This is a genomic window from Chitinophaga sp. (assembly GCF_039596455.1).
Lineage (GTDB): Bacteria > Bacteroidota > Bacteroidia > Chitinophagales > Chitinophagaceae > Chitinophaga.
Genome location: NZ_JBCNJR010000001.1, coordinates 1296639 through 1323565 on the forward strand (window position 1 = coordinate 1296639; position 26927 = coordinate 1323565).

Annotated in this window: 21 protein-coding genes, 1 tRNA gene and 1 riboswitch; of the genes, 12 read left to right on the top strand and 10 right to left on the bottom strand. The window is 54.7% G+C overall.

All coding sequences use genetic code 11. The annotated features are described in order from the left end of the window. Window positions 1–3: 3 nt before the first annotated feature. On the bottom strand, window positions 4–264 hold the full coding sequence (locus tag ABDW36_RS05465) for a hypothetical protein (protein ID WP_343700866.1): 261 nt from the start codon (window positions 262–264) through the stop codon (window positions 4–6). 132 nt (window positions 265–396) lie between these two features. On the opposite strand from ABDW36_RS05465, the gene ABDW36_RS05470 reads away from it, so the two are divergent. Then, a complete protein-coding gene (locus tag ABDW36_RS05470; protein WP_343700867.1) occupies window positions 397–1410 on the top strand; it encodes an oxidoreductase in 1014 nt (337 codons plus the stop codon). Between the two features lie 123 nt (window positions 1411–1533). On the opposite strand, the gene ABDW36_RS05475 is transcribed toward ABDW36_RS05470, so the two are convergent. Both ABDW36_RS05475 and ABDW36_RS05480 read right to left on the bottom strand, forming a co-directional pair. Continuing rightward, window positions 1534–1605: transfer RNA gene (locus ABDW36_RS05475), tRNA-Arg, on the bottom strand. A gap of 47 nt (window positions 1606–1652) precedes the next feature. Beyond that, window positions 1653–2222, bottom strand: coding sequence for a MarC family protein (locus tag ABDW36_RS05480; protein ID WP_343700868.1), 570 nt, complete (start codon window positions 2220–2222; stop codon window positions 1653–1655). An 83-nt stretch (window positions 2223–2305) separates the two neighbouring features. On the opposite strand from ABDW36_RS05480, the gene ABDW36_RS05485 reads away from it, so the two are divergent. Next, the gene (locus ABDW36_RS05485) at window positions 2306–2890 is read left to right on the top strand and encodes an XRE family transcriptional regulator (protein WP_343700869.1); all 585 of its coding nucleotides are present in this window, start codon (window positions 2306–2308) and stop codon (window positions 2888–2890) included. A 38-nt stretch (window positions 2891–2928) separates the two neighbouring features. Here the strand turns inward: ABDW36_RS05485 and cobC are convergent, their stop codons facing one another. From cobC to ABDW36_RS05505, 4 genes are read right to left on the bottom strand one after another with little or no spacing between them, the layout of a single operon-like run. Beyond that, window positions 2929–3486 (bottom strand): alpha-ribazole phosphatase, encoded by a 558-nt coding sequence (gene cobC / locus ABDW36_RS05490; RefSeq protein WP_343700870.1) that lies wholly within the window; start codon window positions 3484–3486, stop codon window positions 2929–2931. A gap of 40 nt (window positions 3487–3526) precedes the next feature. Beyond that, a complete protein-coding gene (locus ABDW36_RS05495; protein ID WP_343700871.1) occupies window positions 3527–4462 on the bottom strand; it encodes an ABC transporter substrate-binding protein in 936 nt (311 codons plus the stop codon). A gap of 13 nt (window positions 4463–4475) precedes the next feature. Beyond that, complete coding sequence (locus ABDW36_RS05500) at window positions 4476–5075, bottom strand: DUF6580 family putative transport protein (RefSeq protein ID WP_343700872.1); 600 nt, start codon at window positions 5073–5075, stop codon at window positions 4476–4478. 18 nt (window positions 5076–5093) lie between these two features. After that, complete coding sequence (locus tag ABDW36_RS05505; RefSeq protein WP_343700873.1) at window positions 5094–7007, bottom strand: TonB-dependent receptor; 1914 nt, start codon at window positions 7005–7007, stop codon at window positions 5094–5096. A 100-nt stretch (window positions 7008–7107) separates the two neighbouring features. After that, window positions 7108–7333: riboswitch (cobalamin riboswitch) on the bottom strand. A gap of 41 nt (window positions 7334–7374) precedes the next feature. Between ABDW36_RS05505 and ABDW36_RS05510 the strand changes: the two genes are divergently transcribed. Then, on the top strand, window positions 7375–8712 hold the full coding sequence (locus ABDW36_RS05510; protein ID WP_343700874.1) for an amino acid permease: 1338 nt from the start codon (window positions 7375–7377) through the stop codon (window positions 8710–8712). A 62-nt stretch (window positions 8713–8774) separates the two neighbouring features. After that, the gene (locus ABDW36_RS05515; RefSeq protein ID WP_343700875.1) at window positions 8775–9947 is read left to right on the top strand and encodes an aminotransferase class I/II-fold pyridoxal phosphate-dependent enzyme; all 1173 of its coding nucleotides are present in this window, start codon (window positions 8775–8777) and stop codon (window positions 9945–9947) included. Between the two features lie 435 nt (window positions 9948–10382). On the opposite strand, the gene ABDW36_RS05520 is transcribed toward ABDW36_RS05515, so the two are convergent. Continuing rightward, entirely contained in the window at window positions 10383–11033 is a 651-nt protein-coding gene (locus tag ABDW36_RS05520) for a hypothetical protein (protein WP_343700876.1), read from the bottom strand. Between the two features lie 116 nt (window positions 11034–11149). Continuing rightward, on the bottom strand, window positions 11150–11656 hold the full coding sequence (locus tag ABDW36_RS05525) for a hypothetical protein (RefSeq protein ID WP_343700877.1): 507 nt from the start codon (window positions 11654–11656) through the stop codon (window positions 11150–11152). A gap of 417 nt (window positions 11657–12073) precedes the next feature. Between ABDW36_RS05525 and ABDW36_RS05530 the strand changes: the two genes are divergently transcribed. The 4 genes from ABDW36_RS05530 (at window position 12074) to ABDW36_RS05545 (ending at window position 18797) form a co-directional block, all read left to right on the top strand. Beyond that, window positions 12074–12673, top strand: coding sequence for an RNA polymerase sigma factor (locus ABDW36_RS05530; protein WP_343700878.1), 600 nt, complete (start codon window positions 12074–12076; stop codon window positions 12671–12673). Window positions 12674–12741: 68 nt separating this feature from the next. Then, complete coding sequence (locus ABDW36_RS05535) at window positions 12742–13635, top strand: FecR domain-containing protein (protein WP_343700879.1); 894 nt, start codon at window positions 12742–12744, stop codon at window positions 13633–13635. A 113-nt stretch (window positions 13636–13748) separates the two neighbouring features. Next, complete coding sequence (locus ABDW36_RS05540) at window positions 13749–17264, top strand: TonB-dependent receptor (protein ID WP_343700880.1); 3516 nt, start codon at window positions 13749–13751, stop codon at window positions 17262–17264. Window positions 17265–17267: 3 nt separating this feature from the next. After that, window positions 17268–18797, top strand: a complete 1530-nt coding sequence (locus ABDW36_RS05545) for a RagB/SusD family nutrient uptake outer membrane protein (protein WP_343700881.1) — start codon at window positions 17268–17270, stop codon at window positions 18795–18797. Between the two features lie 236 nt (window positions 18798–19033). On the opposite strand, the gene ABDW36_RS05550 is transcribed toward ABDW36_RS05545, so the two are convergent. Next, window positions 19034–19264: a hypothetical protein gene (locus ABDW36_RS05550; protein WP_343700882.1), complete on the bottom strand. Its 231-nt coding sequence runs from the start codon at window positions 19262–19264 to the stop codon at window positions 19034–19036. 1101 nt (window positions 19265–20365) lie between these two features. Here ABDW36_RS05550 and ABDW36_RS05555 point away from each other — a divergent pair. From ABDW36_RS05555 to ABDW36_RS05570, 4 genes are read left to right on the top strand one after another with little or no spacing between them, the layout of a single operon-like run. Then, window positions 20366–23056 carry a DUF1553 domain-containing protein gene (locus ABDW36_RS05555; RefSeq protein ID WP_343700883.1) on the top strand — a complete coding sequence of 897 codons (2691 nt, stop codon included), beginning with the start codon at window positions 20366–20368 and terminating at the stop codon, window positions 23054–23056. A 4-nt stretch (window positions 23057–23060) separates the two neighbouring features. Beyond that, entirely contained in the window at window positions 23061–24551 is a 1491-nt protein-coding gene (locus tag ABDW36_RS05560; protein ID WP_343700884.1) for a DUF1501 domain-containing protein, read from the top strand. A 3-nt stretch (window positions 24552–24554) separates the two neighbouring features. After that, on the top strand, window positions 24555–25493 hold the full coding sequence (locus ABDW36_RS05565) for a twin-arginine translocation signal domain-containing protein (RefSeq protein WP_343700885.1): 939 nt from the start codon (window positions 24555–24557) through the stop codon (window positions 25491–25493). Further along, window positions 25490–26914 (top strand): c-type cytochrome domain-containing protein, encoded by a 1425-nt coding sequence (locus tag ABDW36_RS05570; protein ID WP_343700886.1) that lies wholly within the window; start codon window positions 25490–25492, stop codon window positions 26912–26914. The genes ABDW36_RS05565 and ABDW36_RS05570 overlap by 4 nt, the downstream gene beginning before the upstream one ends. Window positions 26915–26927 lie beyond the last annotated feature (13 nt).

Genomic DNA, 26927 nt, shown 5'->3' on the forward strand with positions numbered 1-26927 from the left:
CGGTCACCGTTTATCTTCGCCGGCTCTTTTATCTTCCGGCACTTTTAACTCCCGCGCAATGGCCTGTTCCAGGTTGTCCGGAAAGGTAGCAGCTTCGTCGCCGATGGCAGCAAAGCGGTACAGTTCTTCATCCCAGGCAAATACATATGCAGGGCTGCCGTTGTAAGTGATCCTGAACCGTTCTTCCTCATTAAATACGAATGGTTCGGCCGTAACGATATACGGAACATTATCTACTCTCAGGTTCAAAGTTGTTACTGCCATGATAGTCTGTTTATGGTTGAATTATCGGGCACAAAAACCGGGCCTTGGCATGGGACTTATCGTGGGGACTGATCAATTTTGACGATAATTTTGAACATTTGTAATTTTTCATCCTGTTTAAAATTAATTCGAATGATCCGAACCTTATGCCTTAGCGCCTGCTTTGCCCTGCTTTCAGGGGCTTTGCTGGCACAGTCCGCCAGCATCCGGCCGCTGACCACCGCTCCTATTAACAGCATCCGCGGGCTCTGCGCCGTAACGGACAATGTGGCCTGGGTATCTGGTACGGGCGGAAAAGTGGGGCGCACGCTGGACGGGGGCAAGACCTGGCAATGGATGTCCGTTCCCGGTTGTGACACCTGTGATTTCCGGGACGTGGAAGCCTTCAGCGGAGAGGTAGCCATCGTTATGGCCATTGCCACCCCGGCCCGCATCTACCGCACAGAAGACGGCGGGAAACACTGGGAGCAAACCTTTTACGACAATACTCCCGGCATGTTCCTGGACGCAATAGCGTTCTGGGACGAAAACAACGGCATTGCCGTTGGCGACCCGGTGGAAGATCATTTTGTCCTCCTCCGCACACGCAACGGCGGCCGCAGCTGGGAAGACATGGAAGAAGGGCTCCGGGCGAAGTTCGAGGAAGCGCCCTTTGCCGCCAGCGGCACCAGCATTGCCACGCTGCCGGATAGCAACTGGGTACTGGTAACAGGCGGAAGCCAAAGCCGGCTCTATTACAAGACACCCGGTTCGCTAAGCGGCAGCCCAATTGAACGGTATATTGGCAAGAAGAACGCTGCGGGGCTTTTCTCCGTTGCCCTCCGCAACGCGCAGAGCGGCGTTATGGTTGGGGGAGACTACCTGCATCCCGCCGATACGAAATTTACTTGCTATCGCCTGGCCGGCAAGTACCTGGAGAGCGAAGCAACACAAACTCCCCCGCGCGGCTACCGCTCCTGTGTTGCTTACCTGGATGCTGACCGTTATATCTGTACCGGCCCCACGGGCACTGATATATCTACTGACGGGGGGCGCAACTGGAAACCGGTGAAAGGGGAAGGCTACCACGTTGTACAACGGGCCAGGAACGGCGCCAGGGTGTACCTGGCGGGGAGCAAAGGACGTATTGCCGTGTTGCAGCCGTAGGTGTGACCGTGAAAATCCCCGGTCATCATCACCGCCACCGGAGGCAGGCGCATCAATCGGTGCAATGATTTTACAGCATAAAAAAAGGCGTTCAGATGAACGCCTTTTTTTATGCATTTTTTGTAGCCTCGCCTGGAATCGAACCAGGATCTGGAGCTTCGGAAACTCTTATACTATCCATTGTACTACGAGGCCAAAAAGGTCTGCAAAGCTAATCTAATTTACCAAATTCCGAAACATTTTTATAACGTGCCGATGTTGCTCTTGAAAATGCGCACGGCAATAGCCAGCAGTATCACGCCGAAGAACTTGCGCACCACCATCAGCCCGGCCTTGCCCAAAATGCGCTCTATCCAGCTCAGGGAGCGCAGTACCACGTAAATGATCAGCAGGTTCACCAGTATGCCGGCCAGTATGTTGTAGTCGCCAAAATCTGCTTTGAGAGACATGATGGTGGTCAGCGTGCCGGAGCCGGCAATCAGCGGGAACGCAATGGGCACTAGGCTGCCGGTCTTCGTGTCCTGGTCGCTTTTAAAAAATTCTATGCCCAGTATCATTTCCAGGCCAATGATGAAGATCACAATAGAACCGGCCACCGCAAAGGATTGCAGGTCTACGCTCATCAGTTTCAGAAAGGCTTCTCCCACCAGCAGAAATACCACCATCAGCACGCCGGAGGCCAGCGTGGCCTTTACGGCATTGATCTCGCCGATCTTCTCTTTCAGGGAAAGCAGTATAGGTATGGAACCCAGGATGTCTATCACGGCAAACAGGGTAAAGCCAACGGTAATGATCTGGTCTAAACTGAACATATGATAGAATTTTGGCAAAAGTAGGGCATTCTTCCACCCCAATATGCACTAAAATATTTAATTTGTCAGTTATTTGAGCGGGTATGCAAGAAGATATTATTATCCAGATCAGTAACAAGATCAAGGAGAAACGGAAGGCGAAGGGGATCACCGTGCAGGAGCTTGCTGACAGGGCAGACGTGAGCAAGGGGCTCATTTCCCAAATAGAAAACAACCGTACCGTACCCTCACTGCTGGTGCTTGTCAACATCATACGCGCGCTGGACCTTGACATGAACGAGTTTTTCATTGACATCCACCAGCACAGGCAAGCCGCCAAAGTGGTGATCAAAAGACAAAACGAATACCAGGCCTTTGAAAAAGAAAGCGGCAAAGGTTTCCAGTATAAGCGTATCCTCACCCGCGGCATCAAAGGCGGCCCCACTGATTTTGTGCTGCTGGAGCTCAAGCGGGGCGCCCGTGGTAACCAGGTGCTAAAAACGGACGCATACGAATACAATTATGTGATCAGGGGTACAGTAGAACATCTCATTAACGGTGAATCCCATATTCTTCAGACGGGAGACTCTATTTTCTTCGATGGCCGCCTGGGCCACAAACTCTCCAACGTAGGGGAAGATGATGCCCTGCTGTTTGTTATCTACTTTTTCCAGGAAGCTGAGAAATAAGGTGGGCCGGCAGTATAACGCTGCCCGGGCAAATAAAACTACATGTTCACGCCTTTCACCTCCAGGCCCTGGCCATTGAGGTGCAGATGTACCACCCGCCCGTATTCTACCCTGATGCCATAAGAGGCTTCAATGGGCGTGCCGGTGGCATAGGCAAGTATGGAGCGGATCACGCCGCCATGGGTAACAATGGCCGTGTCTTTGCCACTGGTTATCATGTCACGGAAGGCAGCTACGCTGCGGTTGTAAAGCTGTGTGTAGCTTTCCCCGTTAGGCAAGGGCTGGTGCAGGTAATCCGCCATCCAGTTCTGGGCGGTGGTTTCCCGTATATCGTTCCAGGTTTTCATTTCCCAGTCTCCAAAGTTGACTTCCTTCAGCCGCTCGTCTGTCTGAAAAGTACTGCCAAAAAGGAAATGCGCCAGCTTGCTGCAGCGTTGCAACGGGCTGGCATATACCGTAAAGTTTTTGCCGGGTAAAATTCCCTGTACGCGGGTAGCTTCCTCTGTAAAGGTAGGTGCAAGGTCAAGGTCGGCAAATCCGTAGCAGGTTCCGTAGGTAACGGCAGGCGTGGTGTGCCTGATCAGAAAAATGTCCATCAGGCCGCAAATATACAACTCTTTCGGGGAGCAGGCGGCATCAGCTCACAGCGCTGACTGGCTCCATCAGCCGGAACTTGTGCTCCAGCCCTGCGGGCGCGTTGAATACCTGCGGGTGAAACAGGTGGGCCAGCACCTCCACGCCGTCTACCAGCGTACTGGCACTGGGCTGGGTAAACAGGTCGTAGTCCGCCAGGTATACTTCATGGTTGCGCACGGCCTGGAGCTGTTCCCAGCCGGGCACGCGGGTGAGCAGGTGCAGCTCTTCGGCGGAACGGCCAGTGAGAAAACCGCAAGGGGCCACCACCAGCACTTCGGGGTCATAACGGAGAATTTTTTCCCAGGGGGTTACAATAGAATCTCCCGCCGGGTTGGAAAGCATGTCTACTCCGCCTGCATAGGCCACCTGGTAAGGTATCCAGTGGCCGCAGTTGTACACCGGCGCCATCCATTCCATGATCATCACACGGCGCAAGGGCGCGCGGTTTGCGCGCAGCCGGTCTGTTACCGCATCCAGCCGCTGCTGGAGACCGGCCAGGTAGCGGTAGGCGGCCACCTCCTCCCCGAGGGCCTTGCCAATGGTAATGGCGCAGTTAAAAACATCCTGCAGGTTGTTGGGGCTCAGGCTCACCAGCTCCGGCTGTTTGGGCAGTTTATACACGGCCTGCTGCGTGCAGTGGGTATCTATCTGGCATACTTCGCAAACGTCTTGTGTGAAGATCACGTCAGGTGCAATAGCGGCCAGCAGTGGCTCGTCTACATAATACAGGCTTTTCCCCTGCGCCTTTGACGCGGAAAAAATGCGGTCTATTTCTTCGCTGCTGTATTGTTTGCCTTCCAGCACGCAGCGCACCACCTTCTGTTTTTCGGCCAGCGCGGCGGGCGGGCATTCAAAGGTGACGCCTTCCAGCAGGTGCTGCAGGCCCATGTCATAGATCATTTGCGTGGCGGCGGGGAGAAAGGAGGAGGCGGTCATGGATGAGATTTTTTTACCTGTGAATAGCCAGTGCAGGTATTTTATGCTGCATATATTCAAACAGCCCGAAGAAAATACCGCTGTACACCAGGTTGCTGAGCAATGTATTTTTCAGGAAGGGCAGGCCCATGGCGTAACATTTCATCAGCCCCTGCCAGTCTTTTGTATAAGCTACGCCGGTAGTGACATCAATATTGGAAGGGCGCATCCATGTTCCGAAATCCGCAACCAGCCAGTATACTACGGCGGCTGCCACAGCCCCTGCCACTACGTTCAGCACCCGTACTTTTTTGATCACCAGCTGCCCGATCAGCACCATGGCGGCAAAACCCAGGTAGTTCCAGTACCAGCCCTCAAACAGGAAACCGCTGGCGTATTGTTTATACACCGTTTGCATCACGATCACGTCACTGAGAAAAAGCGCCGCCAGCGGGAACAGGTAGCTTTTCCATTTGTCTGCAAAATAGGCGCCGCCAAACAAGGCCATGGCGCCCAGCGGAGAAAAGTTGGAGAACGGCGTGATATGTCCTGCTGCCGTAACGCGCAGCACCCCGGCCGCTACTATGAACAGCAGCAGTACCAGCAAACGGGGTTGTAAGTTTTTAACTGACATACAAAAATGATTGAGTGTTTACAGTTGAAATGCAATACCGGCCTGCATGGTGAAACCCTGTACGGAGTAGCCGTAAATTTCCCAATACTTCCGGTTGTTGGTAATGTTATTGGCGTTCAGGAACAGACGGCCGTTGCCGGTGAAGCGGTATTCGGCGTACATGTCCCAGATGGTGTAGGCTTTGAGCGGCTGCGCTACGCCGGTGAAGGCGCCGGGGGCATAATAAATATCGTCCCGGTCACCCGTATGGCGGATGTTGGTGCCTACATAGCATTTCGAGAAGCGGTAGCCGATGTTGAGGCCGCCGGTATGGGCCGGGCGGCGGGCCAGGTTGTTGTACGATGTGTCTTTCCCCGGTGTGGCGGCCACGGTGGTAACGGCGCCGTCTACATACGCGTAAAACGCCGTAATGTCCAGCCCTTTTACGGGGTGGGCGGTTACTTCCAGCTCTACGCCTTTATCGTTCTGTTTGTTATAGTTAACGTATTGATAGTTGATGTAGGAGATCACGTCTTTGATATCTCTTTTAAACCCTGTTACGCGCAGTTCCAGCTTGTCTTGCAGCAGGGCGGTCTGCACGCCGCCTTCATAGCTGGTGGCCTTTTCCGGCTTCAGGGCGGGGTTGCCCCATTTGCTGTACAGGGAGGTGAGGGTAGGCGCTTTGAAGCCGGTGGAGAGGTTTACGAAAAGCTTCACTTTATCCCGGATCATGTAAGAAGGATTGATGCTGTACGTGAAGTGGTTGCCGAACTGTGAATGCAGCGTATACCGGCCGCCTGCTTCAAGACTGAACCCGTGCAGGTTTTTGATGAAGAGCGAGAGGTAAGGGCTGGTGTTGTACTGTGTGCCGATGCCGAAGGCACCGGTGTTGATGAGCGTAGTGTCCATCAGTTCAGATTTGCGGTACTCCACGCCTGCCAGCGCCTGCAGCCAGCTGGTGATATTGTAATGCCCGTACAGTTCCGCGAAGTAGGCGCGGCCGTCCAGGTCTGTTACGCCCCAGGCAGATTCATCGTAGCGGGTTACTTTCTGGTAGCCGAAGTTGGCGTGCAGCTGGCCTTTGCCCAGGTCATACACGCCGCGCATGCCGGTGTGCAGCATGTTGGATTTGTTGTTGTTGGTCAGGTTGTCCTGGAAAGAACCGGCATCGTAGCTGCTCTTGTAGTCAGAAAAGATCAGGAAGGGCGTGAGGCGCAGCTGTTCGGTAGCCTGTATGCCGATGTTGGCCATCAGGCTGCTTTGTTTGTAACCATCCCGGTCAAACTGCGGGTTGGTGACGGTGTCGAAAGGCGCGGCTTCAGAAATGCCGTCTGTTTCAAAATGGGTGAAGGCCACGCTGTAGTCTACATTGTCTCGCTGGCCGCGCAAACCCGCCGTTCCCTTGATGCTGCGGTTGCTGCCCCAGGCCAGGTTGCCGAAGCCGTTCAGCGGTTTGCCGCTGCCTTTGCGGGTAATGACGTTGATCACGCCGGCAATGGCGTCTGCCCCGTAGAGGGTGGACTGGGTGCCGCGCAGTATTTCAATGCGCTCAATGGCGTCTATGGGCAGCAGGCGGAGGTCAATGGCGTTGCCGGTGAGGCCGGTGGCGTCCGCTACAGGAATACCGTCCAGCAGAATGGTCGTGTATTGCGAAGTGGCGCCCCGGAAATACAGCTCCTTGTTTTTGCCGGGGTTGGAACCGGCGCCGTTGATAAGGATGCCGGCCTGCTCATTGAGCACGTCCGTAACGGTGCGGCCCACGTTGCGCTCAATTTGCTCACGGGAAATCACCGTCAGCACCTTGCCGGTCTCGCTTTGTTTTTTGGCGAATTTGGTAGCCGTGATCACCACGGTGTTAAGTTGGGACACGCGCGTGGTGTCTTCCTGCGCGAAGCCCGGCCGGCCCAGGGCCAGCAGGCTGAAAGCCATCAGCGAAAAGCTAGTTGTTTTCATGTAAGGTTAATCATTTTTATACGCGCAGAACAGGGGAAATTGAAAAGTATAGCATGCGGCTGCCGCACATACACCCTCCGCTTTTCACCCGAAAGCGCGGACTGAATAAGAGGTATGCGGCAGGTCTTCTGGCTCTCCCGCTTTCCGGTGGTACCTTCCCATTCTGCCAGGCAGAACAGTGGTTGCAGATACCGGAAAACGTTCCCTTTGTATCGGGAGCGGGATTACAGCTACGGGGATAGCTCCGGATTTACACCGGATTCCCTATTAATGCCCTGTGCGCGTGAAATGTATCACGCCGGGCAACCGTTTACCGGCAGCAAACCTACGGATATTTTATGTAAATAATCGGTTATCTTGTATAAGTATGAGTATTAAACCTAAGCTGGGTCCCTTTGACCTTACCATGATAGTTGTGGGGCTGGTGATTGGCATGGGCATTTTCAGAACACCCGTCAGCGTGGCGCGGGAAACAGGCACGCCGCTGCTGTTCTATGCCGTATGGGTGCTGGGAGGCCTGGTAACGCTCTGCGGGGCCCTTACCTATGCTGAAATAGGCTCCCGCTACCCGGTGGCGGGCGGGTTTTACAAGGTGCTGTCTTACGGTTTCCACCCGGCCTATTCTTTTATGATCAACTGGACGCTGGTTATCTCCAACGGCGCCTCTATTGCGGCGGTGGCCCTGGTAGGAGCGGAGTACATCGGTCCCGTGCTGCTGCCGGAAGCCATGCAGCATGAAGGCGGGCGGAAAACCATTGCCATTACGGCGGTTATTGTGCTGTACATCATCAACATGCTGGGTATCAGGATGAGCGCCACCTGGCAAAACGTGCTCACAGTGTTCAAGATCACCCTGGTGCTGCTGCTATGCCTGGCCGCTTTCAGCAACTCCGTGGCGCCGCCTGTGGAGCAGGCGGTAACACCGGTTGCTCATGGATGGGCCTACATTTTCGGTGCGGCGCTGGTGCCGGTATTCTTTACCTACGGCGGTTACCAGCAAACCATCAACTTCGGCAGTGATGTGAAGGAGCCGTCGAAGAACATGCCCAGATCTATTTTCCTGGGCATCGGCATCATCCTGCTGTTGTACATCACCGTGAATTACGCCTATGTAAAAGTGCTGGGCTTTGAGCAGCTCAAACACACGGACGCGCTGGCCGCCCGCATGGTGGCCGTGTTTTTCGGGGAGTACGGGTTCAAGATCACGTCCGTGCTGCTCTTCCTGTCTGTACTGGGTTACGCCAATGTGAACCTGATGAGCAACCCGCGCATGTATTATGCCATGGCGGAAGACGGGGTATTACCGGCCGTGTTCAAACGGGTGAACAGCAAAACGCAGGTGCAGGAAGTGGCCTTGTCCGTATTTGCCGCCATGGTGGTGGGCATGTTGTACTTCATGAACAACTTCGACAATATTATCCGGTATGTGATGCTGTTCGATACCATTGGCCTCGCTTCCGCGGCCGCCACTATTTTCATCCTCCGCAAAAACACCGCTCATCTTGACCATACGGGCATTTACAAAATGAAGCTCTACCCCCTGCTGCCCGCCTTTTTTATTACCGTGTACCTGTTTGTTACCGTCAACATTTTTATCAAAGACATTCACCAGGCCCTGAGCGGCATGGTCTGGTTCGTAGCAGGCCTGCCCATTTACTTTTTCATGCGGCGGGCGGTACGGCCGGCCGGTAAGCCGGAAGCATAGTTTTGCCCTGCAATGTTCCGTTACGCAGATTGTTGCGTACTTTGCGGGTAGTTTTTATGCATATGGATTTATCTTATATAATTAACGAGCTGGGTGAAGAGCGGGAACACTATTTTAATGCCATTGCTCCTCCCATTGTACAGAGCAGCAATTTTGCCTTTAACACGGTGGCGGCCTTGCGTGACCTTTTGCTGGACGAATACAACGGCTTTCTATATTCCAGGGGCAACAATCCAACCATTGATATTTTGCGCCAGAAGCTGGCCGCGCTGGACGGCGCTGAAGATGCGCTGGTGTTCAGCAGCGGGGCGGCGGCCATTTTTGCAGCAGTGCTTTCACAGGTAAAAAAAGGAGATCATGTGGTATGTGTGAGAGATCCCTACAGCTGGGCGCGGCGGTTATTTGAAAACATACTGCCCCGCTTCGGGGTAGACACCACTTTTGTAGACGGCACTGTTACCGCCAATTTTGAGGCCGCCCTGCGCCCCAATACCAGCCTGATCTACCTGGAATCTCCCAACTCGCTCACCTTCGAGCTGCAAGACGTTGCGGCCGTGGCACAACTGGCCCGCAGCCGCAATATAACCACCATCATAGACAACAGTTATTGCACACCGCTGTACCAGCAACCTTACCTGGCGGGCATAGACCTCTGCCTGCAGTCTGCCACCAAGTTCATCAGCGGCCATAGTGATACCATGGCCGGGGTGCTCACCGGCAGCCGTGACAGGATACGCCGCATTTTTGCCTCAGAGTTCCTGAACATCGGCAGTGGCATTGCCCCTTTCAATGCATGGCTGCTGCTGAGGGGCCTGCGCACGCTGGAGATACGCCTGCAAAGGAGTGCAGACAGCACCCGTAAGGTGGTGAGTTGGTTAAAAGCCCATCCACGCATCCAGAAAATATATTTCCCGCTAGACCCTGATTTCCCGCAATACGAGCTGGCTGCCCGCCAGATGAAAGGGGCTGCAGGGTTGGTCACCATTCAGCTGAAAGCCGGCAACCGCGCGCAGGTGGAAGCCTTTTGCAATTCCCTGCAGCATTTCCTGATGGCGGTGTCCTGGGGCGGCCATGAATCCCTGGCTTTCCCCGCCTGTGCCGGTTTGCGTACGGAAGATTTTGATGTGAACGATCCCCGGCACAGCCTGGTGAGGTTGTACATAGGGCTGGAAGACGCAGGTTACCTGGTGGCTGACCTGGAGCAGGCGTTGAAGAAAATGGACGAAGCGGAATAAGCGGGGAAGAAATACGGGAATACGGAAGAACATCGTATCAACTGAAATCCCGGCCCGGGAACAGCAGCACATACAAAGGTGCAGAAGACGCCATTGAATGGAAACCATCGCACCGGCATCCATGAGCACTTGTTCAGCAGGAATGCGTTGTAGAAGACAATCCCGGCCCGGGAACAGCAGCACATACAAAGGTGCAGAAGACGCCATTGAATGGAAACCATCGCACCGGCATCCATGAGCACTTGTTCAGCAGGAATGCGTTGTAAAAGACAATCCCGGCCCGGGAACAGCAGCACATACAAAGGTGCAGAAGATGCCATTGAATGGAAACCATCGCACCGGCATCCATGAGCACTTGTTCAGCAGGAATGCGTTGTAAAAAACAATCCCGGCCGCAGTATGGGCCGGGATTGTCTTTTTAATATCGTTCCTCCATCAACCGGGCATGCGGCTGATATATTTTTCCATTTCCTTGATCTGCCCTACAATTTGTTGCGTGGTGGGCTTCTGCGCCTTGGCGCGGCGAAAGTAGTCTTTTGCGGTCTTGAAATCGCGGCGGCTCATGGCAATGGAGCAGAGCGTGAGCAGGGCAGCGGCCGTGTTCTCTTTATCAGGCAGGCCCAGGCGCACCGCTTTTTTCAGGTTGGCGTCTGCCGTTTTGATATCGTTTTTCTGATAAGCAATGGTACCCAGCTGAAAAAACTGCATGCCTTCGTACTCCTTCATGGGGCTGCCGGATTTGATGCTTTGTTTCACCGCGGCCTCAGCCTTGTCAAGGTCCTGGTTGTACATGGCTAGGTTGCTTTGCATGAAATAATATACGGAGCGGATGGGCTTATACAGCAGCTTCGGGAATTTGATCTGGTTCATGATGCGCATGGCGTTTTCCACGTCACCGGCTTCTACTGCCTCCTGTACCAGCCGCATGGGGCCGAAGAGAAAGTGCGTAACAATACATACAACGGCCAGCACCAGCACAATGGCGGCTTCCCACCAGCCAAAGGCAATACCCAGGGCAATACCCGCCGCCAGCAGCACAATGCCCAGGGGCAGACGGTATTTGATAAATAAGTTAAATGCTTTCATAATATTTGAACGAAGGGCAAAGATACAATAACTAAAAAGGAAAAAACCAGGTAAAATGCCCGGTTTTTTCCTTTTTCAAATAAAAATGCGTTTACCCCTGAAAGCGGGCCGCAGCCTTAATTCCTGTTAAAGGTATACACGATGTAGGCGGTTTTCCCGTCAACATTTACAGGTGCGCGCCATACCATGGTAGTGTTGTCTACAGAAGAAAGCTCAACAGAGTAACCATCAGTAGTGTTTTTGGCCTTTACGCCCTGCAGCAGCTCCTTGAACTTGAACATGATGGCCCCGCCTTCGCTCCGGGTAGACCACATGATGCTCTGCGTGGCGGCGTTACAGCCTTCCCCGGTAGAGGTGATAGCATAGGAGCCGTAACCGTTTTCCGGCAGGTTCCATTGGCTGCCTTCCAGGCATTTGGGGGGAATGTTGGAAAATACGGTGCTGATCCTGGAGGTGGAGGGCATGCCTTCAAAGTTTACACTGTTCAACGTCCATTTGCCCTTGGCGGCCCGGTGGGTGCTGTTGGCAGTAGGGGCGCTGGCTCCCTGCTGGGAGGCGCAGGCGCTCAGCAGCATGGCCGCTGCGCCGAAAACAGTAAACAGGCGGATCAATTGCTTTGTCATTGTTTGGATGTTTTTGCTGGATGGATAACAAATTTCCGGCCAAAAGTGTTGTTGCCCGGCAGACGGTTGGGCGCAATAAATGAACAGCCTGGCCATGTATTTTGTCCATTCACGCTAGGTACCTTGCCTCCAAAACGCCTGCAGCCTACATTTGCCCCGTTGATAACCCCGTTTATGCACCCCGGATATATACATCAACGTTTACATATGAAATTTAACAATGAGAACCCCGCGGAAATACCTGCGGGAAGGCATGGGAACGCCTTATAGGAATATGCTGCTAATATGACGGGCGCAGGCATCTGCCTGTGCCTTTCTTTTTAAGGCTGGCCCGCGGCAGCCTCTTTTACCCGGCCAACCCGCTTCTTTTCATCCTTATTCCTTATTTTACGGCAAACTAAATCGAATTTTCCGCTCATGCCGGATACCTATGATCAGGGTAATGATCTTACGGACTATTGGAATGCAGTGAGAACTGGCAATTCCCGGGCATATGCACAGATCCACGGCCAATTACATCCGGTGTTGTACCGGTACGCCTTTGCCATGCTCGGGGATGAAGAGCTGGCGCAAGACGTGGTACAGGAACTGTTTATTCACATCTGGTTTAAAAAAGAAAAAATAGGCGCGCTGCAAAATGTAAGGGCCTTCTTTTTTACCGCCCTCCGCCGCCGCGCCCTTAACCAGCTGAGAGGGCTGCGCCACCTCCAGGTATTGACCCCGGCAGCGCCTGATATCGAATTTTCGGCAGAAGACATCGTCATCGGCCAGGAACAGCAGGCCGCCCTGCAGCGGCAGATCAGCCATTACCTCAACCAGTTGCCCAAACGGCAGAAAGAAGTGATCTTTTTACGCTTTTATGAAGAGCTGCCCTATGCAGAGGTGGCTGCCATTATGAAGGTCAATTACCAGTCCGTCATCAACCTGGCCCATAAAGCCATCACCCAATTACGTGCGCAGATAGGTAAATTACCGTTCTGGTGGCTGTTCTTATCCGTTCTTCTCAACAACCTCTAAAAAAACCTTAAAAAAAAAGGGTATCCCCGGGGGAGATCCGGTGTCTTATATTAAACAGGGTACGTTTTATGGACGATCAATTTTCACCACAGGAGCCGGAACGCCCGCCCTTTCGCTTTCACCGGCAGGAAGTGCCGGAGGCCAAAACGGCGGCAAGCTGGCAGCATATTGCATCCCGCATTGCAGGGAAAAAAGCCGGTACCGGCCGCCGCCGTGTCTGGACGGCCCTGGCCGCCGTGGTGATAGTGCCCGTTATGGCATACGCCTCCTATTTTATTTACTGCCACATAGTGGCCGGCAGTACCAGGGAGTTCCGCACGGCCTACGGAGAAATAAAACGGGTAGTGCTGCCAGACAGTTCCGTGGTATTTCTCAACGCCAACTCCACCCTGCGCGTGCCGGTGGAATGGGACCCGGAAAAAGACCGCAGCGTGTGGCTGGACGGGGAAGGATATTTTGAGGTCAGTAAAAAAACAGGCGCCCGCAATGCCCGTTTTACTGTACATACACCGGCCATAGATGTGGAGGTGCTTGGCACGAAATTTAATGTGAACATGCTGGGCCGCCGGACCACCGTATCATTAAAAGAAGGTAAGGTGCAGGCAACGGCCAGGGCGCCCATCAGCAAAGGTAAAAGCGTGTTTATGATGAAGCCCGGAGATGAGGTGCTGGTGGAAAAAGATTTCTCGCAACTGAAGGAAGCCATCAATACAGAACTGATCGCAGACTGGCGCAATCACCGTTATCATTTTGACAACACGTCCATGGCGGACATATCAGACCTGATCCTCAACAAGTTCGGGTATGAGGTAGTGATATTAACGCCGGAAATAGCGCAGCGAACCATCAGCGGGGACCTTTATGCTGAAGACATCGGGCAGCTTTCCCGCGCGCTGTCTATCACCATGAATATTAACATTGAAACTAAAGACGAGCAGATGCTGTTCTCTGTTAAAGACTAGGGGCGGCATATACCAAAATCGGATCGAAGAATACTGACAGTTCCCGGAAAAAAAACTGATTAAATGAGGCTTATCAAAAACAGCCTGATTGCTTAACCTGGCCATTCCATATTATGAAATCGACAGCATTGTTGCATAGCGCCTTGTTGCTTGCGGTTGCAGCGGTCACTTCCGGCCGGGCCCTTGCCGGCCCGTTGCTGGATGTGGCTGCAGGCGACCGCGTTCAACGCGCAAAGCAAGATGTGTCGGTTGCCTGGCAGCAACAGAAAACCCTTTTGCAACTGTTGAAAGAAATTCATAAAACCTATAAAATAGACCTGCTGTACGAAGCCAAAAATCTGCCGAAGGTGAAGGTAGACTTTACGCCGTCCGAGTACGATAATGTGGAAGACATGCTGAAGGCGCTGCTCACCCCCTATGGCCTGCAGGCGCAGGCAGTACAGCCCAACACCTGGGCCATAGTGCCCCTGCGCGAAGAGCCCAACGGCAAACCCAGGCCGGCCGCGCCGGGCAAACAGCAGGCGGCTGAAGACGTACAACAAAATCCTTCCCTGCTCAAACTCCAGGGTGCAGCCAACATGGCGGTACACGGTTCCGCGCCTGACACGGTAAAAAGGGTCAGGATATCCGGCCGCATCACAGACAGTGAAAACGCGCTGCCGCTGCCCGGCGTGGCCGTAATGGTGAAAGGCGATATGCGGGGCGCGCAAACGGACGCAGACGGGAAGTACACCGTAGATGCGGTGCCCGGCAAAGTGCTGGCCTTTAACTTGCTGGGCTACGAGTCACGCGAAGTAACGGTATCGGCCCAACGAAATATTGACCTGGCGTTAGACGTGAGCAACCGCGCGCTGAATGAAGTGGTGGTGGTAGGGTATGGCAGTGTCCGTAAAAGCCTGGTTACCGGCGCCATCTCTTCCGTAAAAGGCACAGACCTGGCCACCGTTTCAGCCGGCCGCGTAGAGCAGGCGCTGCAGGGCCGCGCAGCCGGCATCATCATACTGCCCGTATCCGGCTCACCCGGCAGCGGTATGCGGGTACGCATCCGCGGTACCGGCTCCAACGGTTCTTCCGAGCCGCTGTACATCATAGACGGCATGCGCGCCGGTAATATGGAATACCTGGACCCCTCCGAGATAGCATCTGTAGAAGTGCTGAAAGACGCCGCCTCTGCCGCCATTTACGGCGCTGAAGGCGCCAATGGCGTAGTGATCATCACCACACGCTCCGGCCAGCGGGATGCAACGCCCCGCGTGGAATACAGCATGCAATACGCCCGCCAGTCCATTCACAAGCCCATGAAAATGATGAACGCCGCGCAGTACGCCCGCTACCTGACAGACGCGGGTACTTCCGGCAGCCTCCCCGACCCCGCAGCCTGGGCCGGGAAGCAGGGCACCATGTGGATGGACGAGATCACGCAAAACGCCCCCATGCAGCGCCATTCCCTCAACTTCAGCAGCGGTACGGAAAAGTCTACCTACCTGCTGGGCGCTTCCATGTTCCACCAGAACGGGGTGATTGGCGGGGAAAAAGCCCGCTTTGACCGTTATACGCTGCGCCTGAATACGGACCACCAGGTGAAACCCTGGCTCAGCGTAGGCAACCGCCTGTCTTACGCCTATTTTAAAAGGAACGGGGTGTCTGAAGATTCAGAGTTCGGCGCCGTGATCAACAGCGCTATTATGATGGACCCCACCATGCCCATCGTGTATACCGGCGCGCTCTCTCCACGCGCGCAAAAGGCGCTGGATGACGGGTATACGCTCGTGAAAGACGCCGATGGCCGCTATTACGGCATTTCAGACTACGTGTTTGGCGAAGCCGGCAACCCGCTGGCACAGATAGATATTACGCACAATACCACCACGCAGCATAAAATAACGGGCAATGTATATGCGGAAGCGCAGCCGCTGGCCAGCCTTAAAATAACCACCCGCTTCGGCATAGACGCCATGTTCCTCCGCAGCCACGCCTGGATGCCGTCTTTCTATTTTAACGCCAGCCGTCTCAACACGTCTCCCGGCACGTTTGACAATAACGAGAACTGGAACAACTGGCAATGGGAAAACTTTGCCACCTACAGCCGCAAAATAAATTATCACGACCTGAGCATCATGGCAGGCATGAGCGCGCTGCGCCGCAACTACAACCGGCTCAACGGCAGCGCCTACGGCATGTTCAAGGAAGAAAAGAATTTCGGGTACCCTGATTTTTTGCCGGATGGGGAAGACAGGATCGGCGGGGTGCAAACCAGCACGTCCATGATATCTTACTTTGGCCGGCTGCAGTATAACTATAAAGATAAATACCTGCTGAACGCCACCCTGCGGCGAGACGGCTCTTCGCTGCTGCCGCCGCAGAACACCTGGGGCACCTTCCCCTCCGTGTCTGCCGGCTGGATAGCCACCAACGAAGCTTTTTTCCCTGACCTGCCGCTCAACTACCTGAAGCTGCGTGCCAGCTGGGGGCAAAACGGCAGCATTGCCAATATCAACATCGGAGACTGGCAGGCGCTCATCACCAGCCAGAGCATCAGCTACCCGGACGCAAACGGTGATTTCCATACAGGCGCGGAGCCTGCCGGCCTGGAAAACCCTTACCTGAAATGGGAAGCCAGTGAGCAGCTGGACCTTGGGGCGGATATGGGTTTTTTCGACAACCGGCTGAGCGTTACGGTAGATTATTATAACAAAACCACCAAGGGCCTGCTCACGCCCGGTACGGTGCCCAGTTTTGTAGGCAACGTACTGGCTACGGTTAACGGGGGAGACGTGCGTAACAGGGGCTGGGAGTTTGAGCTGGCGTACCGCAGCAACAGCGCCCGCGCCTTCACTTTTGAAGTGAGCATGAACCTTACCACCATTCACAACGAGGTGATCCGGCTGAACGAGTTCGTAGACCGCCTGCCGGGCTCCAATGTGGGCACCGGCTGGCGCGCTACCTGGTTTGAAAAGGGGTATCCTATCTGGTACTTCCGCGGGTATAAAACGGCCGGCATTTTCCAGGACCAGAAAGAGGTAGATGACTACACCGCACGCATCAAAATGACCGTGCCGCCCAAACCCGGAGACCCTATTATTGTGGATACGGATGGAGACGGCACTATTTCCAACAGCGACCATGCCTTTATTGGCAGCCCGCATCCCAACGTGGTATACGGCGCCAACCTGCGTATGGCGTATAAAGGCGTAGACCTGGTGGTGCTGGTGCAGGGCCAGGCCGGCAATGACGTACTGATGGGGTTTAACCGGGTAGACCGGCCTACGGCCAACCGGCCCGAATTTTTTTACAAAGACCGCTGGACGGGTGAGGGCAGCACCAACAAATGGTTTGCGGCCAATACCAATAGCGAGTTTGTATATAACAGCGATATGATGCTGTTTGACGGTTCGTATATGCGTGTACGGCAGCTCCAGCTGGGTTACACCCTGCCGGAGCGGGTCATCAAACGCATCCGTTTCCGCAATGCGCGCATATACGGCTCGCTGGACAATTTTTTTACGCTGACAAAATATAAAGGCATGGACCCGGAGGCCGGCAGCAACGATGTAAACAGCCTGGGAGTAGACAGGGGAGTGTATCCCATTCCCCGCTCTGCCGTAGTGGGCCTAACCTTCAGTTTTTAAACCATGGGCATAAAACAGGTCATACCATCCGCTTTACTGTGCCTGGGCTTGCTGGCAGGCTGCTCCCGGAGCTTCCTTGACCAGGAGGTGCCCGGCAGGTCTCCGCTGGAAGGGTATTACCAGACGGATGCTGACGCGGTAACCGCCACGTTTGCCGTGTATGATTTTCTGCAGGCGGAATACAACTGGGGCTGGGGCAGCCCGCTGATGGTGAAAACGCTGCCTTCCGATGAAAGCAACGCGGGCGGCAACGGCCCGGCAGATCAGCCGCACTACCAGGCAATAGACAAATACACGTTCGAGTCTCAGAACCAGGGCGTGCTGTGGGTGTGGCGGGTCAACTATTTTGGTGTGTACCGCGCCAACCAGGTCATTAACCGTGTAAAGGGCGAAACAGAGGTGCAGAAAAGGATGAGAGCCGAATGCAAGGCCCTGCGGGCATACTTTTATTTTGAGCTGACGGCTTTGTGGGGAGACGTGCCGCTCATATTGCAAGACCTGGCCGTAGAGGCCTACAACAACACGCCGCGCGCCAAACGGGCAGATGTATATGCGCAGCTGGAAAAAGACCTGCTGGAAGTAATTCCGCAGCTGCCCCTGAAAAGCGTGCTGCCGGGTGCGGACCGTTTCCGCATCACAAAAGGCGCTGCGCAGGCCCTGCTGGGCAAAATATACCTGTACCAGGGCAAATGGCAGCAGGCGGCGGAACAGTTCAACGAAGTGATCATTTCCGGGGAGTATGCGCTGGAAGCGGAGTTCAAAAATGTTTTCTCCCAGGCCGGGGAGTTTGGGGTGGAGAGCGTGCTGGAGGTGCCTTTCTCGGAAAAGAAAGGGTATACCTGGGATAACTTTCCCTGGGGCGCATTCCGGCAGATTGAAAGCAATATACATGTGCAGCTGATGGGCCCCCGTGAAGAATATTATACGCCCGCGCCCGGAGACTCGCTGAATGCGGGCTGGGGCTTTAACATGCCCAAACCCAAACTGTATAATGCATTTGTGGCCGCGGGCGATGTGATCAGGAGAAAACAGACGCTCATGTCCGAAGCCGAGCTAACGGCAGCCGGCGGCAAATGGACGGCGCCTACGGCCTGGGACTATGAAGGGTACCTGCAGCGGAAATACGGGTCGTTTTCCACCCGTACCCAAACCGGCGGCGGGGCCGCGGCCGCCCTGAATTACGGCACCAATAACAAACTGATACGTTACGCAGACGTGCTGCTGATGGCGGCAGAAGCTTGGTACAGGGCCGGCAATGAAGACCGGGCAAGGGCCGAGCTGAAAAAAGTGCGCCTCCGCGCGGGCCTGCCGGAAATAACCGCTTCCGGCAGTGCATTGTTCCAGGCTATTGTGAATGAGCGGTTCATGGAGCTGGCTTTTGAGGGTTTCCGCTACCTGGACCTGGTGCGTTGGGGCCTGGCCGTGCAGGAGCTGGGGCCATTGGGCTTCAGGGCGGGCAAACACGAGCTGCTGCCTGTGCCTGATGAAGATGTGCGGGTGGGCAACCTTACCCAGAACCCTGGGTACAATTGATGATGGTGAGAGAAGGTGCAGTGATGGATTGGTTGCAGCCACTGTAAACGCAGAACAGGGAACAGACGGACAGTTTCCCGGCAGCAAACAACGCTTCCCCCGGTGTAACGGGGTGCAAACCAGTTATTGATAAAAGCGATATATTAAAGTAGATGTTAGGTAAAAGGGCCGCCTTTCCAGGCAGCCCTTTTTAATGTTCAAATAGGGGAACACGGGACGGTTATTTGGTTTTTGAATTACGGCACGGGTTGGCCAATAGCCCATTCCACCTCCTGCCGGGGCATCTTCCCGGGGTGCAGCATTTCACCGTCTCCCGTCAGCAGCCACCGGATGTCCAGCTCCTCAAAGTTTTGCGCAATGTCTTTGATAATGTCCACGCTGGGCTTGGCTCCTTCTATCCTGAAGAGGCGCGCCACTTTTTCGCAGCTATTATAGTTCAGGCAGCGGCTGAATTCAGACGCCGTCATGTTTTTGTGCTGTAAAAAACAGCTGAGTCTTTTCGCAATCGGTTCCATAATAAAAACAGATCTTTCTCTTTAGAGTCTCGAAATGAAAAAAAAGGGTGAAAGATTTCAGCGAAAAAATATTTTTTCTTTCCCCATTCACCCTGACCCCTACTAAAATCACTCTATAAATATGGGAGCCCCGCATTCAAAGGAATGCATCACCCGGTCAAATACGCCGGTTGGGAAAGGGAAGCTCCGGATTACGGACATGGATCCGTAAAGGCCAGTCTGGCTCAGCGACTCGCAAGGCATTTTCAGGCGGCGGGCACCTGCAGGGTTCCCGGAGCCGTTTTTGCCGGTCCGGCCTTTCATCGTTCCATACCCCAATACCGGACTATGGCCAACGTAGTGCAGCCTTTCGAGGCAGCATTCCATTTTTTTAAAAATAGTCTCATGTCTAATGTATGCATATACCGGGGGGTGAATTCTTTCACCCTTCCTTTCTTTTTTTGTTAACAGCCCATATTTGCAAAAGCCGGTACCCCCGGCGCCGTACAAACTTGTTAAGGCCTCCTGCGCACGCAGGAGGCTTTTTTTATGCAGTTATAATGCTATTTTAACGAAGGCTGCACCAGGGGCCCTATCCCCGCCTTTCCCCTGTCTTCACCCTGTTTTGACCCTGCTTACACCCTGCTTACAGAAGCAGAACAGGGTCAAAACAGGGTGTGAACAGGGTCGAAGCAGGCGGTATCCGGGGTTAATAAAGTATAATATTAAAAGTATGCCGGAAAGCCGGCCGTGACCAAAAACACAAAGGGCCCCGGTTCAAACGGAGCCCTTTGCTTATACGGTTGTTCAAAGGAGCTGATATGTAATGCCATAAAAATAGCAAACCCCACCCAAAACCGCACCCGGCAACAGATATATTTGTTGCTATAAAGTATCGTATTTTTCAAATTATAAGAAAATGGACTATTTTTTATCGTTTTGCAACTAGAAGGGTTTTTTGTACATTTAAATCAAATTCCGCCGGAAGCAGCAACAGTAAAGAAAAAGACATAGATTTAGCAAAGAGAAAGGGGCGGGGTGCTGAACTCATTTATTAAGTATTACGATAAGCAAATGTATTATTACTCCACGTACCGGGCCGTGCTGTGCGCATGCGTCTTTGTGATGGCTGCTGCCCTGTCTGCTGGTTGCGGCAGCCGGAGGCAGGTAGACTACAGCTCCGAAGTAAAACCCATTCTCAACAAACATTGCATCAGCTGCCACGGCGGCGTAAAACAAAGCGGCGGCTTCAGCGTGCTGTTCCGCGAAGAAGCGCTGGGCAACACCAAAAGCGGGCACCCCGCCATTATACCGGGAGATGCGGGCCGCAGCGAGTTCATCCGCCGCCTGCACAGCAAAGACCCTAAGGAGCGCATGCCTTACAAAAGCGCCCCGCTCAGCAAGGAAGAGATCAGCATCCTCACCCGCTGGGTAGACCAGGGCGCCCAGTGGGGCGAGCACTGGGCCTACGTTGCGCCTGAAGCGCCTGAAGAAAAAGAAGCCAGCATAGATTTTTATATCAATGAAAAACTGGAGGAAGAAAACCTGGAAGCCGCGCCGGAGGCTGATAAAATCACCCTGCTGCGCAGGCTCAGCCTGGATTTGACAGGCCTGCCGCCCACAGAGAAAATGATGACCGCCTTCCTCGCAGATAACAGTGCCAACGCCTATGAAAAAATGGTAGACACACTGCTGGCATCAAAACATTACGGGGAGCGCTGGGCGGCCATGTGGCTGGACCTGGCGCGGTATGCAGACTCCAAAGGATATGAAAAAGATGCGAAGCGGGAAGCCTGGCGCTACCGCGACTGGGTGATCAACGCTTTCAACATCGATATGCCGTATGACCGCTTTACGGTAGAACAGCTGGCGGGAGACCTGCTGCCTGAGCCTACAGATGACCAGATGATAGCTACCGCTTTTCATCGCAATACCATGAATAACGATGAAGGCGGCACGCAAGACGAAGAGTTCCGTACGGCTGCTGTATTAGACCGCGTAAACACTACCATGGAAGTGTTCCAGGGTACCACCATTGCCTGCGTGCAATGCCACAGCCACCCTTACGATCCCTTCCGGTTTGAGGACTATTACAAGCTGATGGCCTTCCTCAATAATACACGCGATGAAGATACGCCCGGAGAATACCCCACCCTGCGCCTGTACGACAGCATCGGCCGCAGGCAGGTAGACACGGTGGCGGCCTGGGTAGCCGGCCATGCCGGGAAAAATGAAGAAAAAGAGATACGGGATTTCCTCCGCACCCTGGAACCCAAGATACATGCGCATGACCATGACTCGTTCACCAACGGGGAGCTGGCAGATACCAAATATCTCAGCATCCGCAGCGGCGGCAGCTGCCGCCTGAAAGATGCGCCGGTAAACGGCCGGGGCAACCTGCTGATGTTTTACTGGACAAAGTACGAAGGCGGTTCCATGGAAATACGGGCCGGCAGTTTAACCGGCCCCGTTATTGGCCGTACCAGGCTGGAAAAAGGCCGGGGCGTCAAGAGCGTACCTATACAGCCTTTGGAAGGCCGCCATAACCTGTACTTTGTATTCCGCAACAGCAGCCTGGAACCGTTGCAATCCGTTTGCGCGGTAGAGTGGATGGCCTTCCGTGAAGACCTGCCGGGTAAAGGAGAGCCGGGATACAAGGCGGTAGAAACGGCTTTTATGAGGCTGGTGAACGCTTCTCCTGAAAGCGTGCCCGTGATGGTGGAAAACCCGCAGGAGATGTTTCGCCCCACGCATGTGTTTGAAAGGGGCAACTGGCTGGTAAAAGGAGACCAGATGCAGCCGGACGTGCCTGCTCCGCTCAACCCCTTCCCCGCCAATGCGCCGCGTAACCGCCTGGGGCTGGCGCAATGGATGACCAGCAAGGAGAACCCGCTCACGGCACGCGTAATGGTAAACCGTTTCTGGGAGCAGCTGTTCGGCACCGGCATTGTGGAAACGCAGGAAGATTTTGGCACACAAGGCTTTTTACCATCCCACCCCGCGCTGCTGGACTACCTGGCCTACCGGTTTATGAACACCCACGGCTGGAGCATGAAAGCCCTGCTGAAAGAAATGGTGATGTCTGCCGCCTACCGGAGAGATTCCCGCAGCTCGCCGGAGCTGCAGGAAAAAGACCCCGCCAACCGGCTGCTGGCCCGCGGCCCGCGCTTCCGCCTCACCGCGGAGCAGGTGCGTGACCAGGCGCTGGCCGTAAGCGGCCTGCTGAGCGAAAGGATGTTTGGCGCCAGTGTAATGCCCTACCAGCCGGAAGGGATCTGGATGGCAGTGTACAGCGGCCAGTCCTGGAAAACCAGCGAGAACGGAGATCAATACCGCCGCGGCGTATACACCTATATCCGCAGAACAAGCCCGTACCCTTCACTGGTTACTTTTGACGGCGCCAGCCGGGAGGTTTGCCTGCAGCGGAGAATACGCACCAATACGCCCCTGCAGGCGCTGGTAACGCTCAACGACCCCGTGTTTGTGGAAGCGGCGCGCCACCTGGCCCTCAAAATGAAAACAAGCGGCGGCACAGATAAAGCAGCGTGTATCCGTTCCGGTTATAAAGCAGCCATGTTCAAAGATATTGATGCGGCCCGGCTGGGCATACTGGAAAAGCTGTACACACAGGCACAGGCAAAATACCGGAAAGACCCCAAGGCCGCCGCGGCCCTGGCACAGGCAGGTGAAGACGCCCACCTGGCCGCTTTAACGGTGGTGGCCAATGCTATTCTCAACCTGGATGAGTTTTTGTCCAAATCTTAAGATCATGTCAGCAAAAATCATAAAAGAAGCAAATGAGCAGGCCGCCAGATATTTTTCCCGGCGGCATTTCCTGCAAAACTGTGTAACCGGGCTGGGCGCCACGGCGCTTACCTCCCTGCTGGGAAGCTGCAACCTCTTCTCCTCTTCAGAGAAGGGCGGCATGCCGCAAAGCCTTAACCCGCTTGACCCGCGGGCCCCGCATTTCCCCGCCCGCGCCCGCAGCGTTATCTACCTGCACATGGCCGGCGCTCCCTCGCAGCTGGAGATGTTCGACTATAAGCCGGAACTGCAGAAGCTGCATAACCAGCTATGCCCGCAGTCGCTCCTGCAGGGAAAAAAATTTGCCTTCATCCGCGGCGTGCCCAAAATGCTGGGGCCGCAGGCCAACTTCAAGCAGCATGGCCAGTCAGGCGCCTGGGTGTCTGATTACATGCCGCATTTTGCCGGCATGGTAGATGAGGTGAGCTTTTTGAAAGCCGTGCAAACAGACCAGTTCAACCATGGCCCCGCGCAATTGTTCATGCACACCGGCAGCGCCCGCCTGGGCAGGCCCAGCATCGGCTCCTGGGTTACCTATGGACTGGGTTCTGAGAACAGCAACCTGCCCGGCTTTGTAGTGCTCACTTCCGGCGGCAAAACGCCAGACGCGGGTAAAAGCGTGTGGGGCAGCGGTTTTCTGCCTTCTGTATACCAGGGCGTGCAATGCCGTTCCAAGGGAGACCCGGTGCTCTACATCACAGACCCGGAGGGCATGGACCGCGATCTGCGTTACCAGTCCATACAGGCCATTAACGAAGTGAACAAGCTGGAATATGAAGCTTTTTCAGATCCGGAAACCCTTTCCCGGATCTCACAATACGAGCTGGCGTACAAAATGCAGATTTCCGTACCGGGTGTAATGGACATCAGTGACGAGCCCGCCTACATCCACGAGCTGTACGGCACGCAGCCCGGCAAGGAAGCCTTTGCCAATAACTGCCTGCTGGCCCGCAAGCTGGTAGAAAAAGGCGTGCGCTTCGTGCAGCTCTTTGACTGGGGCTGGGATGCCCATGGTACGGATGAAAATACCGCGGTAGACCTGGGCATGCGCAACAAATGCCGTGAAATAGATAAACCCATTACCGCGCTGCTGCTTGACCTGAAGCAACGCGGCCTGCTGGATGAAACGCTGGTGGTATGGGGCGGTGAATTTGGCCGCACGCCCATGCAGGAAAACCGCGAAGGCAAGGAAATGCCTTTCCTGGGCAGGGACCACCATGCCGAGGCGTTTACCATGTGGATGGCCGGAGGCGGCATCCGCAAGGGCGCAACCTGGGGAGAAACGGACGAGATCGGTTTCAGCGCCGTAAAAGGCCAGGTAGCCGTTCATGATATTCACGCCACCATTTTGCAGCAACTCGGTTTTGATCACGAAAAACTGACCTATCACTTCCAGGGCCGGCCTTTCAGGCTGACAGATGTGGGCGGCCACGTTATAAAAGAAATTATAAGCTAACCTATGCAACTGAACAGAAGGAATTTTATCAAACAATCCGCCGCCGCGGGCGCCACTTCTTTATTGCCTTCCCTCCCTGCTTTCAGCGCCCGTCCTGAAGGTGCGCCCACTCCTGCAGCTGCCGGTTTCAAGCTGGTGGTGCTGGCTACCAACTGGGGCTTCCAGGGCAGCGTTGACGAGTTTTGCCGCCGCGCCAAAGAAGCCGGTTACGACGGTATTGAAATGTGGTGGCCGGGAGATGCGGCAGCGCAGGACGCGCTGTTTACCGCCCTCGCCAAACACAAGCTGGAAATAGGTTTTCTCTGCGGCAGCGGCAGCAGTGATTATGCCAAACACGCAGAACAGTTTGAAGCGGCGCTCAAAGCCGCCACCGGCCAGCAACGGCAGCGCCCTCTCTATATTAACTGCCACTCCGGGAAAGATTATTTTTCCTTTGAGCAGAACACGAAGCTGATAGCAATAACCACCCGCATATCGCAGCAAAGCGGCATACCGGTGTGCCATGAAACGCACCGTTCCCGCATGATGTTTGCCGCGCACGTTACCCGCCGCTTTATTGAAACACAGCCTGCCCTCCGCCTTACGCTGGATATTTCTCACTGGTGCAACGTGCATGAGTCTCTCCTGCAAGACCAGCAGGAAACCGTAGCCATGGCGCTGGCCCGCGCGGAGCACATTCACGCCCGCATAGGTCATCCTGAAGGCCCGCAGGTAAATGATCCCCGCGCGCCGGAATGGGAAGGCGCCGTAAAGGCCCACTTTGCCTGGTGGGATGAAATTGCCCGCCGCAAGAGGGAAAAAGGGGAAGTGATGACAATGCTCACGGAATTTGGCCCGGTAGATTACATGCCCGCCCTGCCCTATACCCGGCAGGCCGTGGCCAACCAGTGGGACATTAACGTGCATATGATGAAACTATTAAAAGCGCGGTACGGCAAATGACGAGTTTACTGGAAGTTTCGCAAACCGGATGGGGCCTGTTTTTCGGGCGCTTTCACCCCGTGCTGGTACACCTGCCCATCGGCATGCTGCTGGTGGCGTTTGTGCTGGAAGCATTGAGCAAAAACAGGCGGCTGGCCGTTTTGGGCGCGGCCGTATTGCCTGTGCTGATATTCGGCGCAATGTCTGCCGTGGCGGCCTGCATAGCAGGTTATTTGCTGTCATTGTCCGGCGGGTATGAAGAAGACGCGCTGGACCTCCACATGTGGCTTGGGATAGGCGTGGCCGTTATATCCGTACTGTTGTGCGTATTAAGAAGGTATACCATCTTTAAAAAAGGCTGGTTGTACCTTTCCGGCGCCATGGTGGTATTGCTGTCTGCAGCCGGCCACTACGGCGGTACGCTTACGCATGGAGATGATTACCTCACCGCCGCCCTGCCGGTAGGTAAAAAGAAAGCCGCTGCCGCTGCGCTCACAGGCCCCACGGAAGAAATAAAAGTATATGACCAGCTGGTGCGCCCCGTGCTGGAGCAGAAATGTTACGGTTGCCACAATGCGCAAAAGCTGAAAGGCGGCCTGCGGCTGGACGGGATGAAGCACATTCTTGAAGGAGGGGAGAATGGCCCTGTATTGAAAGACAGCCTGCCGGAAATGAGCGAGCTGTACAAACGCCTGATACTGTCTGAAGACGATGACAAGCGCATGCCGCCCAAAGGCAAGCCCCAGCTGACCCCGCAGCAGGTGGAGATCATTTACTGGTGGATAGCCCAGGGCGCGTCTCCTGCCGCTACTGTAAAAGACCTGCACAAATCACCGCGCATACAGCTGGTGCTGGAGTCCCTGCAGCCTTCACGGGGCGGGGAGGCCAATCCTTTTATTCCCGAAGCGGAAGCCAGCGCCCCGACTGAAAAGGCAGTGGCGGAGCTGGAGGCCATTGGTGTAAAAGTAATGCCCGTTGCAGCGCAAAGCGGGTATGTGATGATCAATGCCATCAATGCTACGGCATTCGGCAACCGGGAAGCGGAGCTTTTGTTGTCCCTGAAATCAAACATTGCCTGGCTGAAATTATCCAATACGCAGGTTGGTGATTCTGCGCTGGCCACTATTGCCAAACTGCCTCACCTGACCCGGCTGCACCTGGAGAACACCGCGGTGACAGACGCGGGCCTGCAGGCCCTGGCTGCCAGCAAAACACTCATGTACCTTAACCTGGTAGGCACCAAAGTGACGGGCAAGGGGCTGCAGGCATTGCAACAGAACAAGGCCCTGCAGGAAGTGTATGTTTATAAAAGCGCTGTAACGCCTGCCGAGGTGGCGGCGCTGAAAAAGAGCATGCCCCGCGTGAAAGTAGATACCGGCGGGTATCACATGCCTGTGCTGGCAACAGATACCATGGTGTACAGGAGAGAAAAGAAATCTTAATGCCGTTGCGGTA